A 25,931-nucleotide genomic window follows, 5' to 3' on the forward strand; every position below is an offset into this window, starting at 1 on the left:
TTCAGTAGCTATTTAGGAAAATTGTACCACGATATAACAATGTTTGATACTATCTGATTATTATCATTAGTCGATGAGTTTATTAGGGAATTACTCCCAATCGAGAATGGAGAATCAAGAATTGAATAATAAGAAGTTGAATAGCTATTATCTGTATTACAAACAAGTTCTAAAGAATAAATGCTATTCCGAAGAAAATTTGATTTTGGAAATGAAAAAAAAGATTTGGGGATAGTCTAAAGATTAGAATTGGTACGTGGGGCAGGACTACACAACAGAATTCGATTAATATTAATATTGATGATAAATCTGAATATGTCATCCCTTTACATTCGCCTGAGGAAATATTGGCTAACACTAGGCGTACACTTGGTCAAGAGCTTGAAGCATTTCATTGGGTTATTCCCCCCGTATATACAAATGTGGATCATTGGTGAGATGATAAGCACATCGTTTCCCGATTTGGAGCAATTATGTAGATCAACATACAATAACGGATATTTCGCTTCTCAATTGACAAGCACATATCAAGAAATTCCATTATTTGTGACAAACTTAAGTTTAATTGAGGAATCAATTGAATGTTTTATTTTGGGGAAATTAGCTGCATCAATAACTTTATTACTCACGATTATTGAAGGTATCGCAAGAGATTTTTGTGAACTTCACAATTTGCAATTTAATAAACACGGGTCAATAAGTGCCTTTGACACAGCAGTTAAATACGGTAAGTCTGTTTGGCGGGAGAAGATATTGCTAATTGGTCATCAAAGTAAATTAATATTGCCAGAGGATTATCTTAATGATGAAATCTTGAGGACAGTTGATGAAGTAATGGATATGTTTATATCTTTCGAAAGATATGGACTAAACTATTTATATAAATCACAGTCAAATTTCACATTGAACCGTCACAGTATTCTGCATGGGTACAATAAGGATTATTATAAGCCTATAAATTTTTATAGACTTTATTCTTGTTTAGAAATGCTTGCGGTTGTTGTCTCGTATAAATTTATGCCTAGTGATCCCAATGATCTTGCTAAATTCACTTCAAAGCTCCAAAAATTCGATCTTTTGGAGAGAGTATCTAAAATGACATAACTTTTTGTCTTAGTTAATAAACCCAATCTTGGTGGCTGTATAAGAAAAATGAAGTGGAACCAAGCTCATGCTCGGTTCCACTTTAAAGGCCATACAGTTGGAAAATAAATTACACTAACCACATCAGTCACTAAGCAGCTACGGTCTTGACCCATAATTATTTAATTTTTTTCTTTGGCTTATTAATCCACTTTTCGAAGTGCATTAAAAAATTGCGGGATATGTCGTCTGCATCCCATCCACTTTCGTCAGGTAAAAATGGGGTATGGATATAAAAATTAATCCAATACTCTTGCCACTTTTCATTCTGGAGAACCATTGCTATGTCTATAAAACTAGAACAGTTCTTCAGGTCCTCAAATGAAGTATCAATTTGATGTGAAGTGTTTTGAAACTTAAGTTTTCCATTTTCCAATGCAAATTCTATGCGGTTTAAATTTCCGCCTAACCCGCCATCTGTTAAAATTATATGAATTGGAAAGCTAAATTGTTTTAACAAACTATCTATCTCACCATTTATCATTGATGCAGAAAATTCATGCCAATCCCAGCTTTTATCCATCATCTGTTCATGCAGACTGGAGTTTCCTTCTCCACTGCCATATCCTTTTTCAACATAATACCCACAATGTATAAATTCTTTCTCCGTCCAAAACGAAAACTTAGCGAATCGATACTTCTCTTGAGATAACACGACCCACCACTCGCTTTCAGAAGAACGATGAAAATCATAGGCTTTTGGAAAATATCTTGTTTTAGCATCCCTCATATGCTCTGCAACTGCTGCGGCAGCTTCTTTTGTGATTCTTGTAGCTTATGTACACTCGCATCACCTCAATTATAATTTTTATCCTAATCTATTTCCGACACTGAAGTTTCAATACGCCGTGTCATATAGGGATAATTTATATTAAACCTTAACTAGGGCCTAAAAATTTCTTCTACGTGGTACATCATGTACTTTTTCTGGCGCTCGTTAAGTATCACGTTCATGTTGCTATGCAACCCCATTTTTCTTCGGGAATCAATACTTAGTAAACTTGAAATTAATATTCGACCATCGCCATCAAAGCTTATATAGCCTCTATCGAAAAGGAGATCCAAATTCGGAATTAACAATAACCCATTGTTGGGATCTAATCGCTCTACATTATCACAATCTCGCCAAGGCTTTATGTGCGATGCCCGAAGAAGTTCAACATTTTGAAAACCTGTAACGGAGCACTTTTGCCACATCGCTATCAATGCCGAACGATATTTGATTTGTCCAACACGAGCTTTAATTTTTGATTCCCTTTCTGTCTGCTCTACTGAGTTGATAGTAATATCAGTAATTCCCAAATCCTCTTCAACGTCTAAATAGCAATACGATAAATTCTTGTTATTAGCACGAAGCTTACTAACCGCTAAATACTGCTTATACTTTGCATCGAGTAGATGATTTGTAATAAACTCTTGCTCTAGGATCTTTGAAATAACTTTATCCGTTTCTTTATGTTGTATCGTATCCGTCCATAAAGAATCAATCTTGTCTAAATTCATATACGCTACATACGTCGATGGAGCGAAGAAATAATCTTTGTCATATTTTAAGACCACTAATGTCGAACTTGCATAAAGAAGTCTGCTGTAAACATCTGCAAGCGCCGAAAACAACCCATTATCAAATGAGAGTATATTCCTTATAATTTCAGAGATATCTTTAACCATGGACTTTTCGCGTAGATAAGGTCCTTCAATTAGAGGCCAATATCTTCGACTCTTATTACTTGGAACTATTCCATTTCTTTCACAATATTTCTTATATTCTTCTTCTAAAACTTGGTCTATTCTTTCCTTCCCCATTAATTTACTTATTTCTCTATTAGTTTCTCCTCCATCCTTTTCATAACTATTTATGTGTGAATCAGCGTTGTTGTTCTTATATCCTGCAAAGCGACTCGGAGCGAAATAAAATTCTCCGTTATGCTTCAAAGCTATGTACACAACACCATTCTTAATCATGCCGTTATAAAACTCGTGATACTCAGTATCTCTATAATTGTGTAAGGTGAAGATATTATCGATTAAGTCTTCAGTGCTACTGATGAACATATTTTGAACCCCATTTTAAAATTAGTGTCGTCCAAAGTTCCAACTAACATTTTTTTACTTTCAAAAAAAGAAGTCCAAATGGACTTCTCTATTTTAGATAAGTATTTTTTGTTTTTATAAGTAACCTAGTTTGCCCAGTCTAAAACATAATGCTTGTTCACTTACTTCAAACTTCTTTGCAATTTCTTTTAATTCGATGGATTCAACAAGATCAATACCATCTTTAATTTTTTTCTGTATCTCTTCAATAATTAGTTCTTCAGGCATTAAAAGGGCTGCCGCAAAGGCATTAGCTTCTATTTCTTTTGGATTCACTGCTTTTGAAGATAGAGGACTTCTAAAATTAATCGTAAAACCACGATCTATATGAGCCTCGTCTTGTTTATCGCTATGCAATAAATAATGCCCAAGTTCGTGGGCTATGGTAAATCTCTTTCTATTAATAGAATGTCCTTCATTAATAAAAATAAAACTTTCTTCCGATGTATCATCTTTAAATAAAAAGCCAGATAAGTCTTTTTCCAACTTCTCATACACTAATTTTATATTCAAATCCTCTGCTATTTTTTCTACTGGAACTGAGGGAGCTGAGATGTTCATTTCATCTAAAAGCCAGTAAGCTTTTCTTTCTGCTCTTTTAAGATTCATTTTCCTTCCCCTTCCCTCAATTTATTGATTAAATTCAGCATCTTTGTTTTATCGTTTTGTATTTTTACTTTATCATCCACTTCTTGATACTTAGTTATCATACTCAAATCAGGTAGTAAATCTTTGGGATCGACATCATATAAGTAAGCTAATTCATAAAGAACATCTATCTGTATCTTTTGTCTACCTTGCTCAATATTCGCAACTGAAGATCTAGTCATATTAATTTTATCTGCAACTTCTAACTGTTTGTAACCAAGCTTTTCTCTAAGTTCTTTCAACTTTCGACCAATGTGAAAGTAGATTTCCATTTTATATTCTTCCTTACTTCTTTTAAATAAGTATAGACTAGTATTGAGACATTTGACAATTGTACAAACTACCAAGTTATTGAATTTTATCAGAATTTCTATAATATTTTTCCCAATATTATACGCAAACATAGTCCTTCAGACATAGATGTTGAAAAAGTGAACTAGATCTTTCTTCTTTAATAATTTAGCTAAGTTACTTTTAAATAGTGATTCTCAACCCTAATATAAACCACCCTAAAAGGGCGGTTTATTTTATCTGCGAGGTACTAGAGCCCCCCTGAGTAGAAATACTGGCTCAAAGCCATCCATTGAGACTATCAGAAAAATATATTCGATAACTTCAAACACCAACAATTTGTTTAGCATTAAAAACGATTTGATAATGTAAAATCGCTAATTGGAAATCTACTTATTGGACATCGATTCCTTGAACTTAACAAGAAACAAGATGCGAAATCGGCATCTTGTCAGAAACCAAACTTCACCACTGTTGGCACATTAAAAACGTTTGATAGGTTACTTCCCAACCAATACAAATACATTCCCATCAGGAGCTTCCATTACGGCAATATGTCCAGATTCGGTTGAAAAAGGAGCCCTAATCCATTGGATTTCTTCGTTCTTATTCAACTCATCATATGCTTGTCGAACATCTTCAACATAGATTTCGATTTCTGTAAAATTAATTTCAGGGTGATTACTCAACACAAGTTCAGAACTATCTTTTAAAGGAAATTTCAAACCTATCACTGTCCAAGTCGAACCATTCTCTAAGTTACGTTCTATCTTCCAGTTTTCTGTTAAGCCCATTGATATGTAAAACGAAAGTGATTTCTCAATGTCGTTTGTATGAATACAAACGCATTCTAATTTCTTAAACATTTGATACATCTCCTTCTTTAATTAAATAAGGAACGTATGTTCCCATTTTATGATTATAACTTTTCCCTATGATATAAAGCTACAATAATTTAGAAAAACGCCTATATTTATAAAAAACCTCTCTCAAAAACATTGGGTCAACTATCAACATAAAACATGCGTAATTTCGATTGTTATTTAAATTTTTGAATCACTTAATTATAGTCTGACTATTTAGCTTTTCCTTATGGTATATAAATTTTCCCATGCGATTTAACGCAATAAATTACATAAAAAATTTTATAATATGTTTATGTTATAAACTTTATTTTCATATAATTTTTATTGTTGACACCCGCATTGTTCATGGGTTATCGTAATATCAGGAAAGACAAGATATGCCAGATCGGGGGTGAAAGCATGGCAAAGAACGGACAACCAGGTAATGGACGAATCGGTGCTGTACGCGGCAGAAGCCAAACGCAGACTTCCAGCGGACTTTGGGTGAAACGCGACACAAACACTGGTCGATTCATGGATGTTAAAACCAGTAGCCCTGGGCCTTTCAAGGGCGTTCGCAAGGAAAAATAAAAGGACCCTCCAAAGGAAGGCCCAAAGAAATTACGCTTATGCGATGTTGACAAGGATGCCCCGTTCACCATTTTGTAGCTGCAACTACAAAACAAAGGAACAACTGTGTCAAACTATCACTTCCCGTATCATACAACATTTGACCTTCTGTCACAAGTGTTGTATAGGCTTGGAGTGCTTTGTAGGGTATCCTTGTCAATGTCGTTCTCAAACTCAAAGTGAGAGGACTGATTTTCATTGGCAAACATTCAACTGCAAGATGTAGTGATTTTGGTGAATGGGACTTCACGCTATAACGGGAACGCATTTGATACTGTTCTAGTTAAGACGTTTTTAAAAACGGACGAGCCTGTATTGGACGAGTATTATGTTCCAAGTGGCGTTACCGCCAACCCCGCTATTTTGGAACTGTTGAAGCTTCAGAACCTTGAGGTTACACCTTTCAAGGCCGACACACTTCTTGCAGGGACGGAAGATATACGTGATGAGGCACTGAACGGAGATCCCGCTGCTACCCTTGATGATGCAGCCAAGCTCCTGTTGCTGTCACTTCTGAAAAAGTCTGCGCTCGTGCCTGTCGCAGGATCTAACAACCTGTACGAGTTGACGTATGAGTACAAGATCTTTCCGCTTGCAAAGCAGGGCGCTCCTGATTCGTACGAATTGCAAATCCGCGTTCCGTTTGACGGACTTGGAATGCCAAATGGCAGTAGAGTTGAGGTGACCACTATCCTCCCCCCGTGGAACGATCGTCGACGCTAACGAGACAACTGGCAAAGACTCAAACAATGTAGAAATTGCCGAGACAGTTTACGAATTGCCTGTCGTCAATCGTAAAGCAGTTGCATTCGCTTACCAGATCGATCCGCTCTTCACGATCAGGTATACGCACACAACTCCTGTCCAGCAATAATTGGTTCTAAGTCTTTAAGTTTAGCTATCTAAAATATACAACAGCGATGCAGTAACAAACACTGCATCGCTGCTTTGCTAAGCTGAGGACTCTCACATGTGTTTCGCCTGAGCTTAATACTCCTTAGTTAATTCCCTTATGCACTTTATTTTCATTAACGACTCTACATACATAATTCGTGTAGGTTCTAAGTTCACGTGCGATATCAACTTGCTTCATTCCCGTCTTATACAAACGCAGTATTTTCTCTTTTTTTCGTCATTTTTTCAGATAGCATCTTTATACCTCCCACGAAAGTGTGTTTTCTCAATTATAAACCGTCACAAGGAATCCCGTAAGATAATGACATGTTGTGTTCACTGTGATGTGTTTGATGTGATATGAATAGCACAACATAAAAAAAAAGCCACCAAGTTCCTGGCGGCTCACTGTACTTATATTATATTGCCTTTTTAAAAATAGACACCAATTTGGACAAGTCTGATAACCATTCATATTCGTCGAGTTTATCTAATACTTCTTGCATTTGCGCATTTGTCATTTTGTGAAGATCTTCCGCTAAGACATTGGGATGCATCTCCGAAGCCATTACGTAAATCTGATCATATGGCGCAGCAAGTGATGTTGTTGTGGCTTTGAATTTCTTAATGTATTTCAATACTAATGATCGATTTTTTAAAAATTCCCCATTTGAACGTACCTTTTCTCCCAATAACTTTTCTATATAACTTTGATCCAATCCATTACGAAGTGATGCGATTATAAAGTACACTCGATCATTCTTAATTCCATACTTTTCTTCGCAACTTTCCAAAATATCCTCTATAATTTCATTCCAATGTTCCCCGCGGTAATACCCTGTGTCTGTAATCAGCTTAATTGCTATTCGGCTTTCTTCTTCCACTTCACCTATAACCATTCCATCAGGCATTCTTTGGAATGTCATGCCTTTCTGAGCCATTTGCTCGTTAAACAAGTCGGCCAATGTTTTACCTAGCTCAACTGACACACGACGTGCAGATTTTTTAGAGTTACCTGATTTAATCCGTTCAAGTTCCTCCTTGTAATAAACATCAACAATGCGCCTAAACAAGTTAGAGGTTAAAACAGTACCCTGGGAACCTGGAAGGACATTTTCATTTGCATCCTCGATACGAATTGGTGCTCTTGAACTTTGGCGATTGGCTGTCCTTAATTCGAGCAGAATATCGCTTAGCAGATCCCTTATCTCTACTAACAATTGCTCCTGCACTTTTAACCCTCCAATACACGTGTGATTACAATCATTATCATACGCATATAATCAGCTATGGACATGTTACTAGTCAAGCGTAAATTTTTATTCCTGTGCTTATTTCAACTTAGTGGTTATTTATGGAACAAAAATACTGCTGTTGAATTTGGTCTCATCTAGACATCTTTCATTATTCATCTAACTCACGGCAAGAAAAATCAGGAGATGTTTCAAACATTTAGAGATATAATCTAAAAAAGAAAATGAAAAGGAGATCGTCATGTACATTCTTAAAAAAAGTTCTGTTTACGTTTGCTGGTCTAGTATTGGCATGTTTGTTGTTCTGGATCGGCTATCAAGCTGGAGATCACAGCGGAGCTAAATCGCTTCAAGTCGAGTCGACAGAGTCTGCTTCGGCGATTCCCATGTCTGAGTCGACTGTTGGCGCTAAGTCAATCGGGATTAAGGCAAATACGTTTATAAGCAAATGGAATAAGCAGATCTCAAACATCTCAAGCGACTACCGAATAACCACTTCCGTCACCCAAGGTGATGTTCAAGACGTACTACAAGAAACCTTCAACGATAACGTCGGGATGATTGCTACCATCAATAAAAATGACCAAACCCTTCGAAATGCGATAATCATCTCAACAGGAATTTCCGATCCAACTCAAGCGGTAGGATTAATTGCAGCTTGGACGACTCTCCTGCAAGTTACAAGCCCCACTTTAGACGCAGCTGGGGCGCAAGAAATCGTCAGTCAGCTTTCGAAAGCAGCTAAGGATCAACAAGCGGAAACGATCGTCACAAAAGGCAGCATGAGATACACTTTTAGAGTAAACGAGACGATTGGCCTTTGGTTAATTGCAGAGAATGCTGAGGATCAGAATGAAGATATCAAGCCTCCTGTTGCTTCTGCATCTAATGCGATAATATCAACTAATGAACCTTCGGAGTCAAGTAAGCCGACAGAAAAAATCGAGCCTACTCCTAGCCCAAGCATTCAGATGTCTGAACCCTCTGCCACACCTAGTGCAACATCCACAGCAAAGCCAAAGTCTGAAAAGTGGAATACCTACCAAAATGCTCGCTTTGGCTTTGAATTGTCATACCCAAAAAGCTGGGTTAGAGGAGAAGAGCCTGCAAACGGGGATGGGATCGAGCTTAGCGAAAAATCTGCTGGCTCAATATTGGCTTATGCATCTTTTTACATGGAGGAACTTGCACCAGATCTAACGGGTTACAAGTCGTTCACACTCAACAATGGAAAAAAAGCGCACTTACTCGTTCAAGACGAAGGAAACACAACGACCATACAGTTGACTTATATTCTCGATAAACGGATACAGTATGGTTTATCTGGGTCATTATCTAGCGGCTATTATCAGAAAAACAAACAAACCATTGAAACGATGCTTAAGAGTCTTGATTTCTTCGAAGGCTTGGAGGGTTAAATGCTTCAGGACATTTTAACGAGTAATGAATAATATTTGCATAAGGCTACCTTTTCTCGGTAGCCTTTTAATATTTAATATGTCATTAAGAAAATGACAATCACAATGCTGAAACGGTCTTATCCATTAATGCAATCAGGCTATTTATCCAGCTGAACTGGCGCGTCAAAGGATGATGAAAATACGGGACCTTGGACGTACTGACGCCGTAATAATCCCTATTTTCCAGCGCTTTAAGGCATGCTTTTGCATATTGACTTAGACAAGGCTGTGATCCCCACGCGACGATAATTGGTTTATCTTCATACAGTTCGAGAATAGCCGCAAGTTCATCTTTCCTTTCATCCGAAAAGATACTGTGTTCATGATTGGAGCTGTGCGTTTTATATTTCCTTAACTCTCCTGGCAACTTGGCGCTTTTGGGTTGTCGAATATCAGAGAGATTAATCACCCTCATATGTGTCCACTGTTTATACTTCATAATTTTCATGAGGCGCTTTTGAGTATCGTCTGGAATTGTGGAAACCAGTGGTTTAGCCCCATGTAATCGAAACGACATAATGTCTACTTGTGGTTCAATATAATTTTCATCGCATGGTTTAGAAGTTCCAGGATTCATCATAATCGCCAATGCATCGATTGACGAAGCATTAGTTAACCTTTGAGTATCGACAATATCTAATTGGCTACGGCAACATGCGATCACCTTACCTTCTTTCACGATTTGATAAAAGTGTCCGTAACATTCAAACTGATCATATATCCCCATGCTCCACCTCCGTGGTATTACCTGGCTAAGTTATACTTATTACCGCATTTCGGAAAATTGGTACAACCATAGAATTTGCCATATTTCCCACTCCGCACTACCATAAATCCACCGCAGGCTTTACAAATCTTTTTTGTCTTTCAATATTTGTATATATCTTACTCTGTATTCACAACCAGGATAGTTGCTGCACCCGAGAAATGACTGTCCGCCGTTTCCCTGTCTTGTCACTAAGTATCCTGTTCTACAACGGGGGCAGTTTGGATGATCAGCCATGGATTCTTCATCTGTTACCATGGAATACGGGACTTGATGCTTGTCGATAAGCTCTTTTACGAATACTGACATCCCCGTCTCAGGAGCCAATATGATACAACGGTTCTTGGTTCGTGTAATGGCCACATAAAACAACCTACGTTCCTCGGCAAAATCGAAGTTGTCCCGCTCAGTCAACACCCATCCTAAGATCGGATCATCAGCAATTTTATTCGGAAAACCGACCAAACTGTTTTTTGCATTGATGATGATCACATTTTCGGCTTCAAGACCCTTCGACCGATGCGCGGTGAAGAAAGTGATTTTTAAATCCCTAAATCTACGGTATTTAATCATCATGACGTCCTGAGTTTTATCGTACCTTTTTTTCGAACTCATCATCTTGATCAATAAAGTTGACGTCAAAGTTGTTTCGGCCAAGCAGCATAATCTCAGATGAACTACCCGAATGCTCAGCGATGTCTGCGATCGCTCGCTTTAATGCCACGATTGCTTCTTTCTTGTACCCCATTACCTGAATGGGTTGGGACATGCTTTTGTCTGATAAAAGGTCTTTGCGGAACTGACTTGGATTTTGCATGACGAACTTCCCTGCAATATCGATAAGTTGCTGAGAGTTACGATAGGTCCGCTCTATTTTCATCAGCTGGTGAAATCCAAAAAAACTCTCCGAATTTAGTGAAGAGCTGAATGTCGCTTCCCGCAAAGCGGTAGATCGACTGCCAGTCATCGCCAACACACATAACTTTCGCATTCGTTTGATCTTTAATAGCTTTGATCAGCTCAAATCTGCTTGTAGAAATGTCTTGGTATTCATCGATCATGATGTATTTGTAATCGAATCGAATCTTTTCAGCTTTCACATAATCAGTTGCCATGTTTATCATATCGTTAAAGTCGATCGCCTTGTTACGTCTCAGCTCTTCTTGGTAATGGATAAAGATCGGTTGAACCATTTCCATGAACATCTTGGTACGCATTTTGGTAAATGCGCTGGCTGCGCTCTTTTTGTTCTCTTCCAAGAACAAGGTGAAATGAGTCTCACCAAATCCATTTGATTTAAACAATCCAAGGAATGAATTGATTAGCTTCACAAGCTCTTTGAAGTACCTGTCCTGATTCTCGATGTCATAAATCTTTGTGAAGATGGCTTGATAATCGGCTTCGCGAAATTTGACCTGGTGGGCGATTAACTTCTCCTTCAACTTTTCTAGAAGAACCCCGTTCTTGTTATAGTGCGAGTAAGTTTCGATTAGCGTAGTGCCTTTCTCGCTGTGTATGCCCCTCTTCCATACCATATCCTCAAGATACTTCTGTTCTTCAACTGGACTGAGCCATGGTGTTCGATTATGTTCGTCTACTCCGAAATGCTCAAGATACAGATCATAATCAGGCAAATAAAAATCAGGTTTGTATTGCCGATGGAATTCATCTGCCGTATTGAACGGATACATTCTCTCGTACTCATAACTGACGCCGTTTAAAAACAGGAAGTTCGCGATCAGCGTTTCCTCAAAACTTTTGACGGTTTCTCCGTTAATGGTCCGTTTCTGCCCCGCCAATCTACCAGCGGCTTGCTCTGCAAAGACCGTCTTGTTAACCTTGCCCTTAAGCGTTTCAAAGTCAATATTCTTATAATAATCATGATACTCGCCTAGATTGTTAAACTCTGAATAATCCTTTGGAATGCTGATGTAATAACCAAAAAATTCGATCAGGTTTTTGATTTGCGAGCCGTCATCAAAGATTTTATCTTTAAAATAGTTATCCAGCACTTTAGGTAAATCGTCAAAAACGTCAGGGGTTGAGCGGGTTACCTGCCCAATAATTCCTAGACCCAATTTATGAAATGTTTTAACATCGACAGGCACATCAAGTTTTCCTTTGATACGCTCGGCCATTTCGTTAGCAGATTTGCGCGTAAACGAAATAAGCAGGATCTCCGACGGCGAAATCCCTTTCACATCCACCAGGTATTTTACTTTCCCTGAAATCGTCAATGTCTTGCCGCTTCCCGCGCCTGCAAGAACAAGATTATTGTCTTCGTCGGTCACCACCGCGATCCGTTGTTGCTGATCGAGTGCCTTACCGTCGATGTTGTTAAAGAGTTGCTGCTGCTTAAGCAACTGATCTTGAATATACTCCGTGTTCCAACTTTCTACGTATCGATCGAGCTGGTCGTAGTAATCAACAAAAGTTTTGACACTTCCATCTTTAATATCCGCGACATTGCCTTGAAAGAAGTTGAACGATTCTAGGAAGGATTCTTTTAAGGGCTGTATTCGAGAATGAACGAAATAATCCTGACGATATAGATTAACCTTCTTTAGAAATTGTGTAGCCTGTACGGTATGTTGCTCAACAACCTGATTTTGCGCGAAGTGTGCTTTTTCGATGTTGGTTAATGCCGTGACGTAGTTACCCTTAAGCTTCTGATACCGCTTCGTCAGTTCAAGGTATTCCTTGGATGCAATAGCACCACTGCGTGCAATAAAAAACGATCGCGATTGCTCGTCCACGTTCGCAACGTTATTGCCGTCTATGTATTGTTTTAAATCGTTGTATTTAAGCAATACTCCGCTAATTTCATCATCGGTAATTAGCGATCGGCGCTTACTGAAGTCATTTGCTATGCTTTTAAGAGATGCTACGGTCCACTCGAAGGAATTTATATATTTACCAACCCGTTGACATTCTTTTTTAATTTTGCGATTTTGAAAGTAACCAATAACACTCTCGATGATATTCACCATAATAACTCCCTGACTTCAAGGTACTTTTATCTTAGGTAAATAATACCACAACACTAGTAGTCCTTAAATGAGTTGATTCAATCTAAACAATAAAAGAACATAGCAAAAAGTGGGGTGCTTAATTCGAAGCAACCCACTTTTTTAAGTATCTTTTATTCTGACTTCACCTTATATAATAAAGTTCCGCGTTCTTCTAAAGGAAGATGAGCCGAAGTTATTTCATATGTTATTTCAAAATTCTCAGTTGCCCATACTGGCACAAAACAAGGGAATGCTGATGTTTCTTTTGGATTCAGTTTATCAAATTCGAACACTAACAACTGACTTTCTCCATGGGAATGCAATTTAAAATCGAATAAACTACCTAAGTAAAGCGGAAATAATTCTCGATTTCGTTTTCCTCCATCTTCTAATCCCAAAAAAAGGCAAAGGATATAAATCATATGGTTGATGCAAATAAGAATTAATGTGCCCATCAGAGCTATGAGTAAACTTATAGTGTATAAACCCTTTAAACCCCGTAAAATCCTTAATAATTCTATCGTCAGGAATCATAAATTCTGAAACTTTTACTATTCGTACGCTTTTTGGCAAGTATATTTTCACCTTAATTTCTTCATCTCGTCGAGTTCCATTGTTGCGTATGACAACTGGGATAAGGTTAATGGAATCTAAAAATGCAAACATTTTAGTATATGATTGTAGTATTTCAAGTTCATTTTCAAATTCTAATAATAAATTAAACTTATCTATTTCTTCGCCAGTTCCTGTCCTCTCAACAGGTGAATAACCAAACATATGTTTAGGTCGTACCATTGGTTCTTTTAGGTTCCCTACATAAAAAAAACTCATCATTCATCTGGACTTCTAATAACTCATGGGCTAAAGATTCTAACTCTTTACGCCTTTTTCCGCTGATTTCAGAATATATAGTCATACTCATGCCTATGGAAATACGAAGTCTTTTAAAAATCTCTTCGTCTTCATCATTTGGGTCATTCCTATCCTTTTGTTCAATTGTTCTCTCTGTTATTTCTTTATAAAGCGATAATAAATCTCTTCTTTTGTTTTTTATAAATTTTGAAGTTCTAAGCTTAGTATTTACTGCATTCATTTCTGACGAATAAGGTACGTTATCCTTTAGATAAAACTCTATTTTCAGTGCACTTTTTCTTGCTTCTGAAATTCCCAAAAAAAGAATCAATCCACGTTATCAACTGAGTTTCAAATTCTTGTTTAGTTACCTTTTTTCCATTCGTCGACAAAACCATGTATTGGTATCCAATTGCTTTGCACATAATTTCTAGCTCTGTATTATTAGGATGTTTCCTTTTATTGGAAAGAAATTTACTGAGATATCTATAAATTTGGGAATCCAGTGAGTCTTGTTCATTGGTTTTTAAGTTGATTTTTAATTTTTCCTTATTTTCTTCCAAAACCAATTTCCCATCAAAATCCTCATTAGTTGCTTTATTTTCGTTAATCCGATTTATAACTTTTTTTTGTTTCGTCATTACAAGTACCTAATAAAATAAGTTTATATTCTTCCGCTTCTTTAACATCATCAATCAGACTTTCGAGCCATCTTCTCATATCTGGTAGGGTAAAATTGTTCTTTGAAGTTTTCACTTGAACTACACGCGGAGGTTGTTCTTTATAAAACCAAGCAATATCAACCTTGTCGTTTTTAGTATCGGGCTCAACCTGTACAGTGTCCCACTCTTCCTCAACCAAAGAATATATTACGCTAACAACTGCTTGTGCAAGATAACCCCAAGCGCCTTCTTTTCCGCCCATTTCATTAATGCTCCTTTACGCCGCACTCATACTGGCATAATAAACTTATTCCAATAAAAAACTAAGGCATGTGTTTATGTTTATAGGAAAAGAATACCATATAGCAAGGGTATAAGGTATAATGTATTTTGGTCTAAAACCAAATGCGGAATTATGTATTCTGAATCTCTATTTGTATTAATGTTCAAAGATTACTGTTTTCATACTTAATCGATAAGGCGGCAGATATGTATGCGATTTGCTGTTAGACAAAAATTACTAGCAATCAAACCAAAAGTCCCACCACATGATGCTGTAAAGGGCTACCTACTTCGCAACAGTGTTAATACAATAGTAAACAGACTCCAAGCAAAATTGCCAAGTAAAACTTTTAATTTCTTTAGACAAGGAAATCTAGCTGCTGCCCAATATAATATATTGGGTATGCCTTCTAAAATCGTTTATGGTAGTAGTAAAGATATTGATGACGCCCACATAAAAGCAGTCTTCGCCCCCCTTCGTACTGTTCGTAAATTTGATCATGTAAGTGCAAATAAATCTCGGGATATTTATGTGGGAATGAAGGCAGAGGGGGGCAATTGAACGATTTAGGGATTCAGAAGCAAAGATATTGGAAGAACTAGCGTTAAGGTTTAATCGAGAGAGTAGCGGGGAAGTGTACTTATATACTCAACGAGAACCATGCGTTGGTTGTGATTATACAATTATTCAATTTTTAAAAAACTTCCCCAAAATTAACTTGCATATTTTCTACGACAGAATATATTCCTAATATTATTCGTTTCTTTTTAAAGGGGGTTAGGAAATTGGATAAGGATAAAGAATGGGGTCCTGATTTTGACTTAGAAACAATGGATAAGGAAGTGGAATTTAACAACTCCATTTCTTCCGATCAATTTGTTATATTGATCATTCATACTTGGAAAACATTATTAAAAGAAGAAGAGTTAACACCCGAATTGGCTGTCAGGCGGGTTATTGAAGATAATGATAATTATATTTACAACAATAAGACAAATCGATTTATCGCCTTTAAAGTTACACTTTTTTTGTATAGAACACACGTAATGTACCACCATTTGGTTAATGATAATCCAACAATAAATTGGCTAACTAATAATATTAAACGTCTATCCTCACAAGAGAAAGATAATGTGGTAGTTGTAAAAGATAAGTCGACAAGAACAATTGTGATTAAATTGAAAGAAAAAGAAGTCATAATTAAACCAGAGGAACTAGCATAAAAAAACTGGTGGATCTTCCTTTTCGGGAATCCACCAGTTTTTTTATTATGATTCAGTAACTTCGCGTTTTCTCATATCATCAATAAACCTTGAAGGTCTAACGGCTTCAATTCGACCATTCCAATCCGTCCGTTGATTTGCGTGAGTTATAAACAACTTGCTTTCTGCTCTTGTGATGGCTACATATAACCCCCGCCGTTCTTCTTGTTCTTTATCAGGTCGTCCTCCATTGCGTCCAGGCACGAAATGGTCTTCCAATGCGATAATAAAAACCGCCTTGTATTCAAGACCTTTCGCTGTATGAAAGGTGGAAACTCCAACTTTATTCATTCGCTGATCGATATGATTGGAGTCGTCCTGCAATTCAATCTCAGCCAACATATCGGTAATCGTTGAGGCCACAGACTTTGACATCCGATCTCTCATCAGATCAAGATGACGTTTTTCTTCATGCCTAGTTGTCTCATCATACTTTGCCAAATCTTCTTCGATATTAAGCGCCTTATACAGACCATCGTATAATTTCGCGAACGACTTCAAGTCTTTTGCAGACAGACAAAACTCCGCGGTTCGTTGGACGGCATCGTCAATTTCATCTTCGACATGGATTTGAGCCAATCTATCCAACGTCAATCTGTCTGAATCTTTTTTATAATACTCGTATAGATCGAAATCATCATTTAATTCAAAGCGCTGCGCAAAAGCATAAATGAGAGCCGACAGCACAACTTCGTTATTAGGATCGGCAATAAGTTTCATGGATGCCACAATGAACTCCGATAGAAGTTGTTTTTTGTTTTGAAAATTCTTGCCGAAATGCTGGAATGGAATACCCTTTTCCAACAACTTTTCATCAATCACTTTCAAGGATGGGTGCCGACTTCGATAAAGAATAATCATTTGCCGATATTCCATGCCAGCACTATGAAGTTCCACAATCTTATCCGCTACCCACTCCGCTTCTTCTTTCCAAGTATCAAACCACCTGCCAATAACGTCATCGCCTAATTCATTCGGGCGACCAACCAATTCCTTTTCAGTTCGACCATCATTAAATTGAATCAAACGATTCGCTACATCCAGCACTCTCTGTGGCGATCGGTAATTCTGATTCAAAATAATCTTGTCTGCCGCGAGTAAGTCAATATACTCTTGAATTACCGTGGGAAGCGCACCTCTCCAACCATAAATCGATTGATCATCATCGGCAACAGCCATAACATGCTTGGCATTTCCTCCAAGCAAACGAATTAGTTCAAGTTGCATACGATTGGTATCTTGCATTTCATCTACCAAAATATACGGAAAGGCATTGTGGTAAAGTTCTAAAATGCTTGGCTTCAACTTAAAAATTGTTGCGGTGTGTAAAATGGCATCGTCATAATCAATTAATTTGTGCGCATACAGACGGTTTTGATAATCAGCAGCAGCCACTTGAAATTCTTGCGTGCCCGATCGTGTTTTGTTTAGATAATCCTCAAAATCCACAGAAGAATTTTTGAGATCGCTGATACGGTTCTTAAGATCATTAGGCTTCATCATCAGATTTGCATCTTTTGCGACTTGCTTAAGTAAGTGCAATTGCTGATTTGAAGAGATAAAAGTAAATTCTCGGCTTAAATTAATCTTGTCACCGTATGCTTTCAAAACCCACATACAAAAGTTATGAAAAGTTCCAATTCGAACACGCTTTTGATCGACCCCAAAAGCAGCCACCCGTGATTTCATTTCATTGGATGCTTTATTGGTAAACGTAATCGCAAGAATTCTTCTTGCCTCGGGAAGTTTTCCCGATTCAAGCATATAGGCGATCCGACTTGTGATTACGCGTGTCTTGCCTGTGCCAGGACCTGCGAACACCATCGAGTTTCTGTCAAAGAATTGAACGGCTTCTAGCTGTTTGGGGTTAAGATCCTTAAGACATCTCATCTTCGGTACCCTCATCAGCAAAGATTATTTCATATCCCGCAAGTTTGATTACATGATCCAATGTTTTTTCGATAAATTCACTCGGAAAGTGCATCCAGAATCGTTCTCCGATCAACCGCCCCGTCGTACGTCCTTTTACCTTACGAAACCCTCCCGCTAGCGCTTTCCGCACGCGAAATTCAGCGTCGGGAAGACTTTCAACAAGCAAAATACAAGCCGCAAGTCCCGCTTCCGCTTCTCGAATAAATTTGATCTGATCTGCTCTGTCCCCGTCGATAGTTCTAGCGATACCTTGCATCTCCGAAATCAGGTCGTCGACCCGCTCAGCTGGTAAAATTTCCTCTAGAAAGCTGGCCAATTCTCCGATTGGAGCATTCAAACAGACAAAGCCCTCAATATCACCCATATCAACATGTCTCGGCAACTCATACAGGTTATCTGTGACCGCCTTGATTTGCTCAAGTTCTTTTTCGTGTTTCTTGTCTTTTGAATCGTAATCAATTACTGCCACACTTGGAATGTTAAAGTTTCCAAGGAGCTGAATGAGCGCTTTGATATTGTTTTTTCCACCTGCATTGATGACAGAAACACCGACTCTGTCAAAATCGTAAACGTCGGATAAAAACGTATATGCCAGACCGAGTGCAGGGAACAATCCAAGTTCTGTCGGACCTTCTACCAGTAAGACTGCCTTTGCAAAGAAAGCATCTGCCTTTCCTACATCAAGGTGCTTCTCATACGAAGCGATATGTTGTTCAGGGAAGTCATTTGGGAGCTGAATACTTATAGATCCCCCCGTTTGCCTTTTTCCGAATTAAACAAATTTGACGCGGATTAATCCATTCCAATAAGCTCGGGGAGTGCGTTGCAACCCATACTTGTCTCACCTTGGATAGTTCCATGATTTCGCGATACATGGACCGCTGGGAGTGTGGGTATAAATGCGATTCAGGCTCATCGATTGCAAAAATCCCTTCACGCAGTTTGCCGATACCTGCAAACGCTCGAAAAACACTAACAGTCAGGACACTTTGCAAGCCAAGACCAAGTTGTTCAATATTTAGATAACGATCACTGCCCGTGTGTTTGAGTTGCAATTGGATATTTTTCTTTATATCAACCGTCGAAGAAGCGGCAACAGTTAAGCGCAGGAGATCACTTACATTGGGCAGGTCAATTATTCTTCGCGTGACCTCGGTAACGCCACCGATAAAGTCACCGATGTCGCTGTTATCCTTTAATGTGTCCCCCGCTTCACCCAACTTGTCCAAGATGACCTGCTCTTCAGCGGATAAATCGATTTGTTGTAGAATACGCCCGAACAAACTACCCTTATTGGACTTTATTGCGCGGTAATCCCTTAGCGCATCTTGATAATAAAATGAGATAAGTCGCTTTTCCGTAAATCCTACCGAGCGATCAGGCTGCCTTCCGTAAACCAGTGCGGGTTCACTTTCTTTTGTTGCTTTATCAAAAACACAGGTGAATTCAAGAGGCAGAAACCATTTTTCAACGCCATCTATTTCCTCACTGTCCACCATCCCGATGAAGTGCGACCGTAGTTCATCACTAAGTTCTGAGAATGTAACTTCCACTTTAATCGGCTTGTCCAAATCATAAAAATCAGTTTCTTGAAATTCCAATGTTCGAATCGATCGCTCAGGGTTAAACAGGTAATGCAAAATTGTTAGAATGCTTGTTTTGCCTGCGTTATTCTCTCCAACCAGCACAACCATGTCCATGCCATTTACGATCTTTGGTGTGATTAGGACTTCTTCATCATAATTTCTAAAGTTACTGATTTTCAGTTCTTTAATTCGCACGGTAAACTTCCCCCCCAATAATCTCCAGTATATATGAGATTGAAAAATCGACAACACGTTCATGTTACCGTGTACGTGGTGGTGGTGTATATCCGTTTGAAGATATCATCGTTTGCCGTCTGCAATGTAGCTATGATGGGTTCATTCAATGATTGACAACATATATTGACCTTTGGCACGCCACAGTTATCTTCAACAATCCTAATTACAAGCTTGTTTAATAAAAGAAGACGTTGTAAGCAATTGCCTACAACGTCTTCTTACATGAGATAGTTTTCATTTTGCAGTAATTAAGAAGTTATCCCTTGCTAGACGTGGATTTTCTAGCCGTACTTTTTCAATTATTGTGACTGTATTTGCAATAATCGTGACGGACAACAACGGTAGTATAGGTCCATTTATTCCGTCTCACCAGCCGGCGGTTAACTGCACTTACTATATCCGCAATTCGTACAAGTCTTGCAGCCTTCTACGTTATTCAGCGATGCCGAACCGCAGGATGGGCACAGGTCTGTCGAGGTGTGGCCCGACTTGCCGTAACCGTAAGCCGTCGGCGCCGGGATGGCGGTCGCGGCGATCGAACCCGCGACGCTATCCGCGGCGGCATCGAACGTCTCGGAAGCCGCGGCTTCCTCGGCCAGCATGCCCGCATGCAGCTCAAGCGCTTTGGCGACGGCGTCCGCGATCGACTCGACGCGGTTCGGACCGAAGCCGACGGCGCCGGAGCCGCCGATGCCCTTCAGGTGCTTGACGAGCAGCTGCACCTTGTCGCCGTGGTCGCCGTACCGCAGGAACAGCGAGCAGACGCGGCCGAGCGCCTCGGCCATCGCGAACACGTCGGAGCCGGCCTTGCCTACGTTCAGGAAGATCTCGCCCGGCGTGCCGTCGAGGTCGTTGACCGTAATATACGCCATGCCGAACGGCGTATTGAATTTGTACGTCGCCCCGCGCAGAATTTTCGGTCGGCTCTTGTAAGCTTTGTCAGCCGGAGCAGCCGATACGACCGGCACAGCCGGTTCGACAGGCGCCGCCTGCGCCGCGGACGCCGGCAATACGGCTTGCACCGCCGCTACCGCTTCGACGATCGGAGCGGCCTCGTCCTTGCTCTCTTCTTTTTTCTCGTCCTTCTTCTCATCCTTCGTCGTGCTTAGCACCTGCACGTCGCGGCTGCCGTCACGGTAGATCGTGACGCCCTTGCAGCCCAGCTCGAACGCCAGCTCGTACAGCTCGGCCGTCTCCTCGACCGTGAAGTCGGCCGGACAGTTCGCCGTCTTGGAGATCGAGCTGTCGACCCAGCGCTGGATGGCGGCCTGCGCGCGGATATGATCCTTCGCGGACAGGTCCATCGCGGTCACGAACCATGCCGGCAGCTGTTCGCCCGGATGCGCGTCCTGCCATTCCTGCGCGATCGGCACGAGCTGCTTGTCGTAGCCGAGCCGGCTCTGCCGGTAGAACTCGAACGCGAAGTACGGCTCGATGCCCGTCGACGTGCCGACCATCGTACCCGTCGAACCCGTCGGCGCCTGCGTCAGCACGGTGACGTTGCGCATGCCGCGCTCCCGAACCGCCGCCCCGACTTCCGGATACGACTCGGCGATGTTTTTCATGAAGCCGCTTTGCAGGAACGGCTCGGCGTCGAACGCCGGGAACGAGCCTTTCTCCGCCGCGATCTCCGTGGAGGCCAAGTACGCCTCCTTCGCCATGAAGCCGTACAGCTTGTCAAGGAACTCCAGGCTCTCCGGGCTCCCATAGCGGATCTCGAGCCGGATCATCAGCTCCGCCAGACCCATCGTACCGAGGCCGACGCGGCGCTCGAGCTTCTGATTCGCCTCGTTCTCTTCGAAGTGGTAAGGCGTCTTGTCGATGACATTGTCCAGGAAGCGCGTCGAATACCGGACGACCCGGCCGAGCTCTTCCCAGGCGACGTCGTGCTTCGCTTCGTCGTAGAAGCGGGACAGATTGACCGCCGACAGGTTGCAGACGCCCCAGGCGGGAAGGCCTTGTTCGCCGCAAGGATTCGTACAAATGATCGGATTAAAATACCAGCTGTTCGACATCTGATTGTAGTATTCCATGAACACGACGCCAGGCTCGGCCGACTTCCAGGCGGACTCGATGATCGTGCGCCACACCTCGCGCGCGCGGACGGTGCGGTACGGAATGACTTGCTTGCCGAGCGACTTCCACTTGTCCAGGTCGCCGTCCCACAGCGCGTCGTATTCGGCGTCGGACGTATCCGGGAACACAAGCTCCCAATCCAGGTCCTCTTTGACCGCCTTCATGAAGCCGTTGCTCACGCATACCGACAGGTTGGCGTTCGTCACCTGTCCCATCGTCTGCTTGACCGTGATGAAGTCGACGACGTCCGGGTGCCAGTCGTTCATCATCAGCATGAGCGCGCCGCGCCGGCTGCCGCCCTGCTCGATCAGTCCGGTCGTATAGCTGAACAGGCCGCCCCAGGACACGGCGCCGCTCGAGGAGCCGTTCACCCCGCGTACGATCGACCGGCGCGGGCGCAGCGACGACAGATTGATGCCGACGCCGCCGCCGCGCGACATGATCTCGGTCATCTCGGTCAGCGTCTCCATGATGCCGCCGCGGCTGTCCTTCGGCGACGGGATGACGTAGCAGTTGAAAAGCGTCAGCTCGTCGCTGGCGCCCGCTCCCGCGGCGATGCGGCCGCCCGGCACGAGCTTCCAGTCGTCGAGCAGCCAGCGGAACCGCTCGCGCCAGATCTCCTGCCGCTCCGGCGCTTCGACCGAAGCCATCGCCCCGGCCAGCCGGTCCCACATTTCCTCCGGCGACTTTTCGATCGTCAGCGTCAGCTTCTCCGGCGACGTCTCGACGAGATCGCCCGCGCGCGTGCGCACGGTCACCCGCCTGCCGTCCCTCGCGACGACCTCGCCGACCTCCTTGGCCGGGAACTTCGGATCGTCCTTCGTCAGCGCCAACACCGTGTCGCCGACCTTGACCGCGTTCGTATCCGCGTTTTTCCATGCATATCGATCGAGAAAAATTTTCTCGCTCAGACCTTCCAGACGACGGCCCGCGGCCTTGTCCGCCCCGCCATTATTCAATTGGACGCTCACTTCGCCACTCTCCTTATAGGACACAATATATTGCGACTTTACCCATTATACGCTACGAAATATAGATATTCGAGAGGCACGTTCGTCAATTGCGACAATGGTCCCAAAAAATCCGGGGAACCGACGCAAGCCGCCGAACGCGCCTTATTTGTAACGCCTAGCGGTTATGAAAATCGCGCGCTTGCTCATACTAAAAAGAATAGACCCAAGAGGAGGAGAAGCGTCTGCGCCCCCCATTCCATCATCCGCACGGTTCCGAGGCCGAAGTCAAAACAGCCGTCAGCATCGCCCCTTCTCTCGCGCCGGCCGACGGCGCGTCCCCCGCTGCCGCGCAGCCGAATGCCGATCCATCCGGCGGCCGGGCGGCGAACGCGTCCGCTTCGCCGGAAGAAGCGGCGCGGAGCGCCCGCAAGCTGCATCCGCTCGTCGACCTGCACGTCGACCGCGCCGCCTTCGAGGAGCTCGAACGCAGAGCGGACCGCGGCGGACCTTGGGACGACTGGTCCCTATACAAGATGTCGTGGGAAGCCGAAGAAGCACAGCTCGTGACGGACTTCCATGAACTGCAATGCATGCGCGTGCTGCCGGGCCTCACGCCGCTTCCCCATCAGGAAGACACGGCGCGGCGCGTCCTTCACGAGATGCGGGGCCGGGCGATCCTCGCGGACGAGGTCGGACTCGGCAAGACGATCGAAGCCGGATTGATCCTGAAGGAGTATATCGTCCGGGGGCTCGTGAAGCGCGCGCTCATCCTCGTGCCGGCCTCCCTTGTGCTGCAGTGGGTACGCGAGCTGAACGCCAAGTTCGGCATTCCGGCCATCGCGCAGAAGAAGGCGTATCACTGGAACAACGAGATCGTCGTCGCCTCGATCGATACGGCCAAGCGCGACCCGCACCGCGAGCTGCTGCTCGATACCGAGTACGACATGCTCATCATCGACGAGGCGCACAAGCTCAAGAACAAAAAGACAGGCAATTACCAATTCGTCAGCGACATCCGCAAAAAGTACTGCCTGCTGCTGACGGCGACGCCTGTGCAGAACGACATGAACGAGCTGTACAACCTCATCACGCTGCTCAAGCCGGGCCAGCTCGGCGGCGAAGGCGACTTCTCCGCGAACTACGTGGCCGGCAAACGGATCGCCAAAAACGAAGACAAGCTTCAGGAAGCGCTCGGCCAGGTCATGATCCGCAACCGCCGCACCGATGGCGGCGTGGAGTTCACGAAGCGCTTCGTCGCCAACGTCCCGCTCCGGCTGTCGCCCGAGGAGCAAGCGCTTTACGAGGCCGTCACCCGTTACGTCCGCGAGAACGCGACCGTCGAAGGCGTCGACATGTCCAGCATGCTCTCGCTTGTCACGCTGCAGCGCGAAGTATGCTCTAGCCGGGACGCGGTGTTCCTGACGCTCGTCAACCTTTTCAAAAAAACGCCCGAAGACTCGCCGCGCCGTCCGAAAATCTGGGAGCTCGTCGAGTTCATCCGCAACGTCAAAGCGAATACGAAGGCCGAAGCGACGATGAAGCTCATCGAGGAGATCGGCGACAAAGTCATCGTGTTCACCGAATACCGCCAGACGCAGGAATATCTCCTCCGCTTTTTCCAGGAGCACGGATTGATCGCCGTCCCCTACCGCGGCGGGATGAACCGGGGCAAAAAGGATTGGATGATGGACTTGTTTCGCAGGCGCGCGCAGGTGATGGTGGCGACCGAGGCGGGCGGCGAAGGGATCAACCTGCAGTTTTGCCACCATATCATCAACTTCGACCTCCCTTGGAATCCGATGCGCGTCGAGCAGCGGATCGGCCGGGTGCACCGCCTCGGGCAGACCGAGGACGTGAAGATTTACAACCTGTGCACCTACGGGACGATCGAGGAGCATATTGTTCACCTGCTGCACGAGAAAATCAATATGTTCGAGACGGTCATCGGCGAGCTGGACGAGATCGTGGAGCGGATGGAGCGCGAGGAATCGCTCGAGAAGCGCCTCGCCAAGATGATGCTGGACGCCAAAGACGAGGGCGAGCTTCGCAGCCGTATCGACGGCCTTGGCGAATCGCTGCTCCGTACCAAGGCGCAGGTGGAGGAGGAGGTCTAACGCATGAACGCCAGACAGGTGGAAAAATTCGTGATGTCCTATCTCGAGGCGACGGGCTGCGACATTATCGAAAAAGCGAAAGGCAGCGTAACGGTCAGGCTGTCGCCGGAGGCGGACAAGCGGCTGACGAATCGCCCCTACTATTGGGGCTTCGTGGAGCGTACGGGCACGCCGCCGGAGACGCTGACGTTCGGCTGGCAGTTCGGGCGCGACGACGACGAAGCCGGGGAAGTCGAGAAGGAGCAGACCGCTCCCGACCCGCAAGAGGCTGCCGCATCCGGGCTCTCTCCTCTCGGCTTCGGCGTCGCTCCCGTACGCGTGCTGCGCGAGGACCTGTACTTCGGATCGGGGCGGCTCGCGCAGATCTTCGGCGCCGTTCGCGACGGCGGGCGATGCGTCGCCATGTTCGAGGAGCCGCCGCGGGGACGGGCGGACCGGCTCGGCTCCAATCCTTACACGGCATGGCTCGGCGTCAACTTCAAAGTGGACTACGAATGCGACATGAAGCGCGAGGAAATGTACGGCTGGGGCATCTCGCTGGCTACCGGCTACATCGAAGAGCGTTTTCTCGAAGGACTCCGCGGCCGCAAGTTGACGCCGAAGCTCCCCTCCAACGTGCACCTGCTGCCGAACGGACTATCGCTCAAGAAGGCGATGAGCCAGCTCGAGCAGGCGCTCGAACGCAAGCTTAAGTCGGGCGACTTCTCTTGGGCGGCCGAAGCCGAGGACCGAAGGCAGGACGAGCTGCGGCGAATCCGCTCCTACTATGACCCGATGATCGGACGGGCCGTGACCGACGAGGAAAAGGAGAACCTGTCGCAACGGCTCGCCCAGCGGGAATCCGAGATCGATTGGCAGTACCGGCCGAGAGTGACGTTATCCGTCATGAACTGCGGCCTTTTCCACCTGCCGGGCATCCATTAGCCTCCTTGCGACAAA

At 43.5% G+C, this 25,931-nt stretch carries 28 protein-coding genes; 8 read left to right on the plus strand and 20 right to left on the minus strand.

What is annotated here, in order from left to right:
• The first annotated feature begins 438 nt into the window (after positions 1-438).
• Positions 439-1,104, plus strand: coding sequence for a hypothetical protein (locus OMP38_RS03145; RefSeq protein WP_277563846.1), 666 nt, complete (start codon positions 439-441; stop codon positions 1,102-1,104).
• Positions 1,105-1,261: 157 nt separating this feature from the next.
• On the opposite strand, the gene OMP38_RS03150 is transcribed toward OMP38_RS03145, so the two are convergent.
• The 5 genes from OMP38_RS03150 to OMP38_RS03170 form a co-directional block, all read right to left on the minus strand.
• A complete protein-coding gene (locus OMP38_RS03150) occupies positions 1,262-1,873 on the minus strand; it encodes a hypothetical protein (RefSeq protein WP_277563847.1) in 612 nt (203 codons plus the stop codon).
• A 152-nt stretch (positions 1,874-2,025) separates the two neighbouring features.
• Positions 2,026-3,198, minus strand: coding sequence for an HNH endonuclease (locus OMP38_RS03155; protein ID WP_277563848.1), 1,173 nt, complete (start codon positions 3,196-3,198; stop codon positions 2,026-2,028).
• A 114-nt stretch (positions 3,199-3,312) separates the two neighbouring features.
• Positions 3,313-3,846, minus strand: a complete 534-nt coding sequence (locus OMP38_RS03160; protein ID WP_277563849.1) for an ImmA/IrrE family metallo-endopeptidase — start codon at positions 3,844-3,846, stop codon at positions 3,313-3,315.
• The gene (locus OMP38_RS03165; protein ID WP_277563850.1) at positions 3,843-4,157 is read right to left on the minus strand and encodes a helix-turn-helix domain-containing protein; all 315 of its coding nucleotides are present in this window, start codon (positions 4,155-4,157) and stop codon (positions 3,843-3,845) included. Before OMP38_RS03165 ends, OMP38_RS03160 begins: the two co-directional genes overlap by 4 nt.
• A 519-nt stretch (positions 4,158-4,676) precedes the next feature.
• Positions 4,677-5,042, minus strand: a complete 366-nt coding sequence (locus OMP38_RS03170) for a VOC family protein (RefSeq protein ID WP_277563851.1) — start codon at positions 5,040-5,042, stop codon at positions 4,677-4,679.
• An 807-nt stretch (positions 5,043-5,849) separates the two neighbouring features.
• Between OMP38_RS03170 and OMP38_RS03175 the strand changes: the two genes are divergently transcribed.
• Positions 5,850-6,374 carry a hypothetical protein gene (locus tag OMP38_RS03175; protein WP_277563852.1) on the plus strand — a complete coding sequence of 175 codons (525 nt, stop codon included), beginning with the start codon at positions 5,850-5,852 and terminating at the stop codon, positions 6,372-6,374.
• Between the two features lie 590 nt (positions 6,375-6,964).
• On the opposite strand, the gene OMP38_RS03180 is transcribed toward OMP38_RS03175, so the two are convergent.
• Positions 6,965-7,777 (minus strand): hypothetical protein, encoded by an 813-nt coding sequence (locus OMP38_RS03180; RefSeq protein WP_277563853.1) that lies wholly within the window; start codon positions 7,775-7,777, stop codon positions 6,965-6,967.
• Positions 7,778-8,184: 407 nt separating this feature from the next.
• Between OMP38_RS03180 and OMP38_RS03185 the strand changes: the two genes are divergently transcribed.
• Positions 8,185-9,216: a hypothetical protein gene (locus OMP38_RS03185; RefSeq protein ID WP_277563854.1), complete on the plus strand. Its 1,032-nt coding sequence runs from the start codon at positions 8,185-8,187 to the stop codon at positions 9,214-9,216.
• 100 nt (positions 9,217-9,316) lie between these two features.
• On the opposite strand, the gene OMP38_RS03190 is transcribed toward OMP38_RS03185, so the two are convergent.
• The 9 genes from OMP38_RS03190 to OMP38_RS03225 all read right to left on the minus strand — a co-directional run bounded on the left by OMP38_RS03190 (position 9,317) and on the right by OMP38_RS03225 (position 14,811).
• Positions 9,317-9,985: a DUF1643 domain-containing protein gene (locus OMP38_RS03190; protein ID WP_277563855.1), complete on the minus strand. Its 669-nt coding sequence runs from the start codon at positions 9,983-9,985 to the stop codon at positions 9,317-9,319.
• Positions 9,986-10,002: 17 nt separating this feature from the next.
• Positions 10,003-10,089 carry a topoisomerase DNA-binding C4 zinc finger domain-containing protein gene (locus OMP38_RS35505; RefSeq protein WP_420869617.1) on the minus strand — a complete coding sequence of 29 codons (87 nt, stop codon included), beginning with the start codon at positions 10,087-10,089 and terminating at the stop codon, positions 10,003-10,005.
• A 16-nt stretch (positions 10,090-10,105) separates the two neighbouring features.
• Positions 10,106-10,600, minus strand: a complete 495-nt coding sequence (locus OMP38_RS03195) for a 3'-5' exonuclease (RefSeq protein ID WP_277563856.1) — start codon at positions 10,598-10,600, stop codon at positions 10,106-10,108.
• Between the two features lie 13 nt (positions 10,601-10,613).
• Positions 10,614-10,904, minus strand: coding sequence for a hypothetical protein (locus OMP38_RS03200; RefSeq protein WP_277563857.1), 291 nt, complete (start codon positions 10,902-10,904; stop codon positions 10,614-10,616).
• Positions 10,879-13,011, minus strand: coding sequence for a UvrD-helicase domain-containing protein (locus OMP38_RS03205; RefSeq protein ID WP_277563858.1), 2,133 nt, complete (start codon positions 13,009-13,011; stop codon positions 10,879-10,881). The genes OMP38_RS03200 and OMP38_RS03205 overlap by 26 nt, the downstream gene beginning before the upstream one ends.
• 363 nt (positions 13,012-13,374) lie before the next feature.
• Positions 13,375-13,869: a hypothetical protein gene (locus OMP38_RS03210; protein WP_277563859.1), complete on the minus strand. Its 495-nt coding sequence runs from the start codon at positions 13,867-13,869 to the stop codon at positions 13,375-13,377.
• Positions 13,817-14,206, minus strand: a complete 390-nt coding sequence (locus tag OMP38_RS03215; protein WP_277563860.1) for a hypothetical protein — start codon at positions 14,204-14,206, stop codon at positions 13,817-13,819. The genes OMP38_RS03210 and OMP38_RS03215 overlap by 53 nt, the downstream gene beginning before the upstream one ends.
• Positions 14,148-14,528 carry a hypothetical protein gene (locus OMP38_RS03220; RefSeq protein WP_277563861.1) on the minus strand — a complete coding sequence of 127 codons (381 nt, stop codon included), beginning with the start codon at positions 14,526-14,528 and terminating at the stop codon, positions 14,148-14,150. The genes OMP38_RS03215 and OMP38_RS03220 overlap by 59 nt, the downstream gene beginning before the upstream one ends.
• The gene (locus tag OMP38_RS03225) at positions 14,494-14,811 is read right to left on the minus strand and encodes a hypothetical protein (RefSeq protein ID WP_277563862.1); all 318 of its coding nucleotides are present in this window, start codon (positions 14,809-14,811) and stop codon (positions 14,494-14,496) included. Before OMP38_RS03225 ends, OMP38_RS03220 begins: the two co-directional genes overlap by 35 nt.
• A 231-nt stretch (positions 14,812-15,042) precedes the next feature.
• Here OMP38_RS03225 and OMP38_RS03230 point away from each other — a divergent pair, with 231 nt between their 5' ends.
• The 3 genes from OMP38_RS03230 to OMP38_RS03235 are packed head-to-tail and all read left to right on the plus strand — an operon-like array spanning position 15,043 to position 16,055.
• Positions 15,043-15,393 carry a hypothetical protein gene (locus OMP38_RS03230; RefSeq protein ID WP_277563863.1) on the plus strand — a complete coding sequence of 117 codons (351 nt, stop codon included), beginning with the start codon at positions 15,043-15,045 and terminating at the stop codon, positions 15,391-15,393.
• Positions 15,394-15,418: 25 nt separating this feature from the next.
• Positions 15,419-15,583: a deaminase domain-containing protein gene (locus OMP38_RS35510; RefSeq protein ID WP_420869618.1), complete on the plus strand. Its 165-nt coding sequence runs from the start codon at positions 15,419-15,421 to the stop codon at positions 15,581-15,583.
• Between the two features lie 34 nt (positions 15,584-15,617).
• Complete coding sequence (locus OMP38_RS03235) at positions 15,618-16,055, plus strand: hypothetical protein (RefSeq protein ID WP_277563864.1); 438 nt, start codon at positions 15,618-15,620, stop codon at positions 16,053-16,055.
• 45 nt (positions 16,056-16,100) lie between these two features.
• On the opposite strand, the gene OMP38_RS03240 is transcribed toward OMP38_RS03235, so the two are convergent.
• The 5 genes from OMP38_RS03240 to OMP38_RS03260 all read right to left on the minus strand — a co-directional run bounded on the left by OMP38_RS03240 (position 16,101) and on the right by OMP38_RS03260 (position 23,333).
• The gene (locus tag OMP38_RS03240; protein ID WP_277563865.1) at positions 16,101-17,984 is read right to left on the minus strand and encodes an ATP-dependent helicase; all 1,884 of its coding nucleotides are present in this window, start codon (positions 17,982-17,984) and stop codon (positions 16,101-16,103) included.
• Entirely contained in the window at positions 17,971-18,771 is an 801-nt protein-coding gene (locus tag OMP38_RS03245; protein ID WP_338130467.1) for an ATP-dependent nuclease, read from the minus strand. The genes OMP38_RS03240 and OMP38_RS03245 overlap by 14 nt, the downstream gene beginning before the upstream one ends.
• Positions 18,749-19,807, minus strand: coding sequence for an ATP-dependent nuclease (locus tag OMP38_RS03250; RefSeq protein ID WP_277563867.1), 1,059 nt, complete (start codon positions 19,805-19,807; stop codon positions 18,749-18,751). Before OMP38_RS03250 ends, OMP38_RS03245 begins: the two co-directional genes overlap by 23 nt.
• 422 nt (positions 19,808-20,229) lie before the next feature.
• Complete coding sequence (locus OMP38_RS03255) at positions 20,230-22,896, minus strand: adenosylcobalamin-dependent ribonucleoside-diphosphate reductase (protein ID WP_277563868.1); 2,667 nt, start codon at positions 22,894-22,896, stop codon at positions 20,230-20,232.
• A 185-nt stretch (positions 22,897-23,081) separates the two neighbouring features.
• Entirely contained in the window at positions 23,082-23,333 is a 252-nt protein-coding gene (locus OMP38_RS03260; RefSeq protein WP_277563869.1) for a hypothetical protein, read from the minus strand.
• Between the two features lie 108 nt (positions 23,334-23,441).
• On the opposite strand from OMP38_RS03260, the gene OMP38_RS03265 reads away from it, so the two are divergent.
• A complete protein-coding gene (locus tag OMP38_RS03265; protein WP_420869583.1) occupies positions 23,442-24,992 on the plus strand; it encodes a DEAD/DEAH box helicase in 1,551 nt (516 codons plus the stop codon).
• A 3-nt stretch (positions 24,993-24,995) separates the two neighbouring features.
• Positions 24,996-25,916 (plus strand): YqhG family protein, encoded by a 921-nt coding sequence (locus OMP38_RS03270; protein WP_277563871.1) that lies wholly within the window; start codon positions 24,996-24,998, stop codon positions 25,914-25,916.
• Positions 25,917-25,931 lie beyond the last annotated feature (15 nt).

Origin of the sequence: Cohnella ginsengisoli (assembly GCF_029525555.1) — a bacterium.
In the GTDB taxonomy this organism is placed as follows: domain Bacteria; phylum Bacillota; class Bacilli; order Paenibacillales; family Paenibacillaceae; genus Cohnella; species Cohnella ginsengisoli.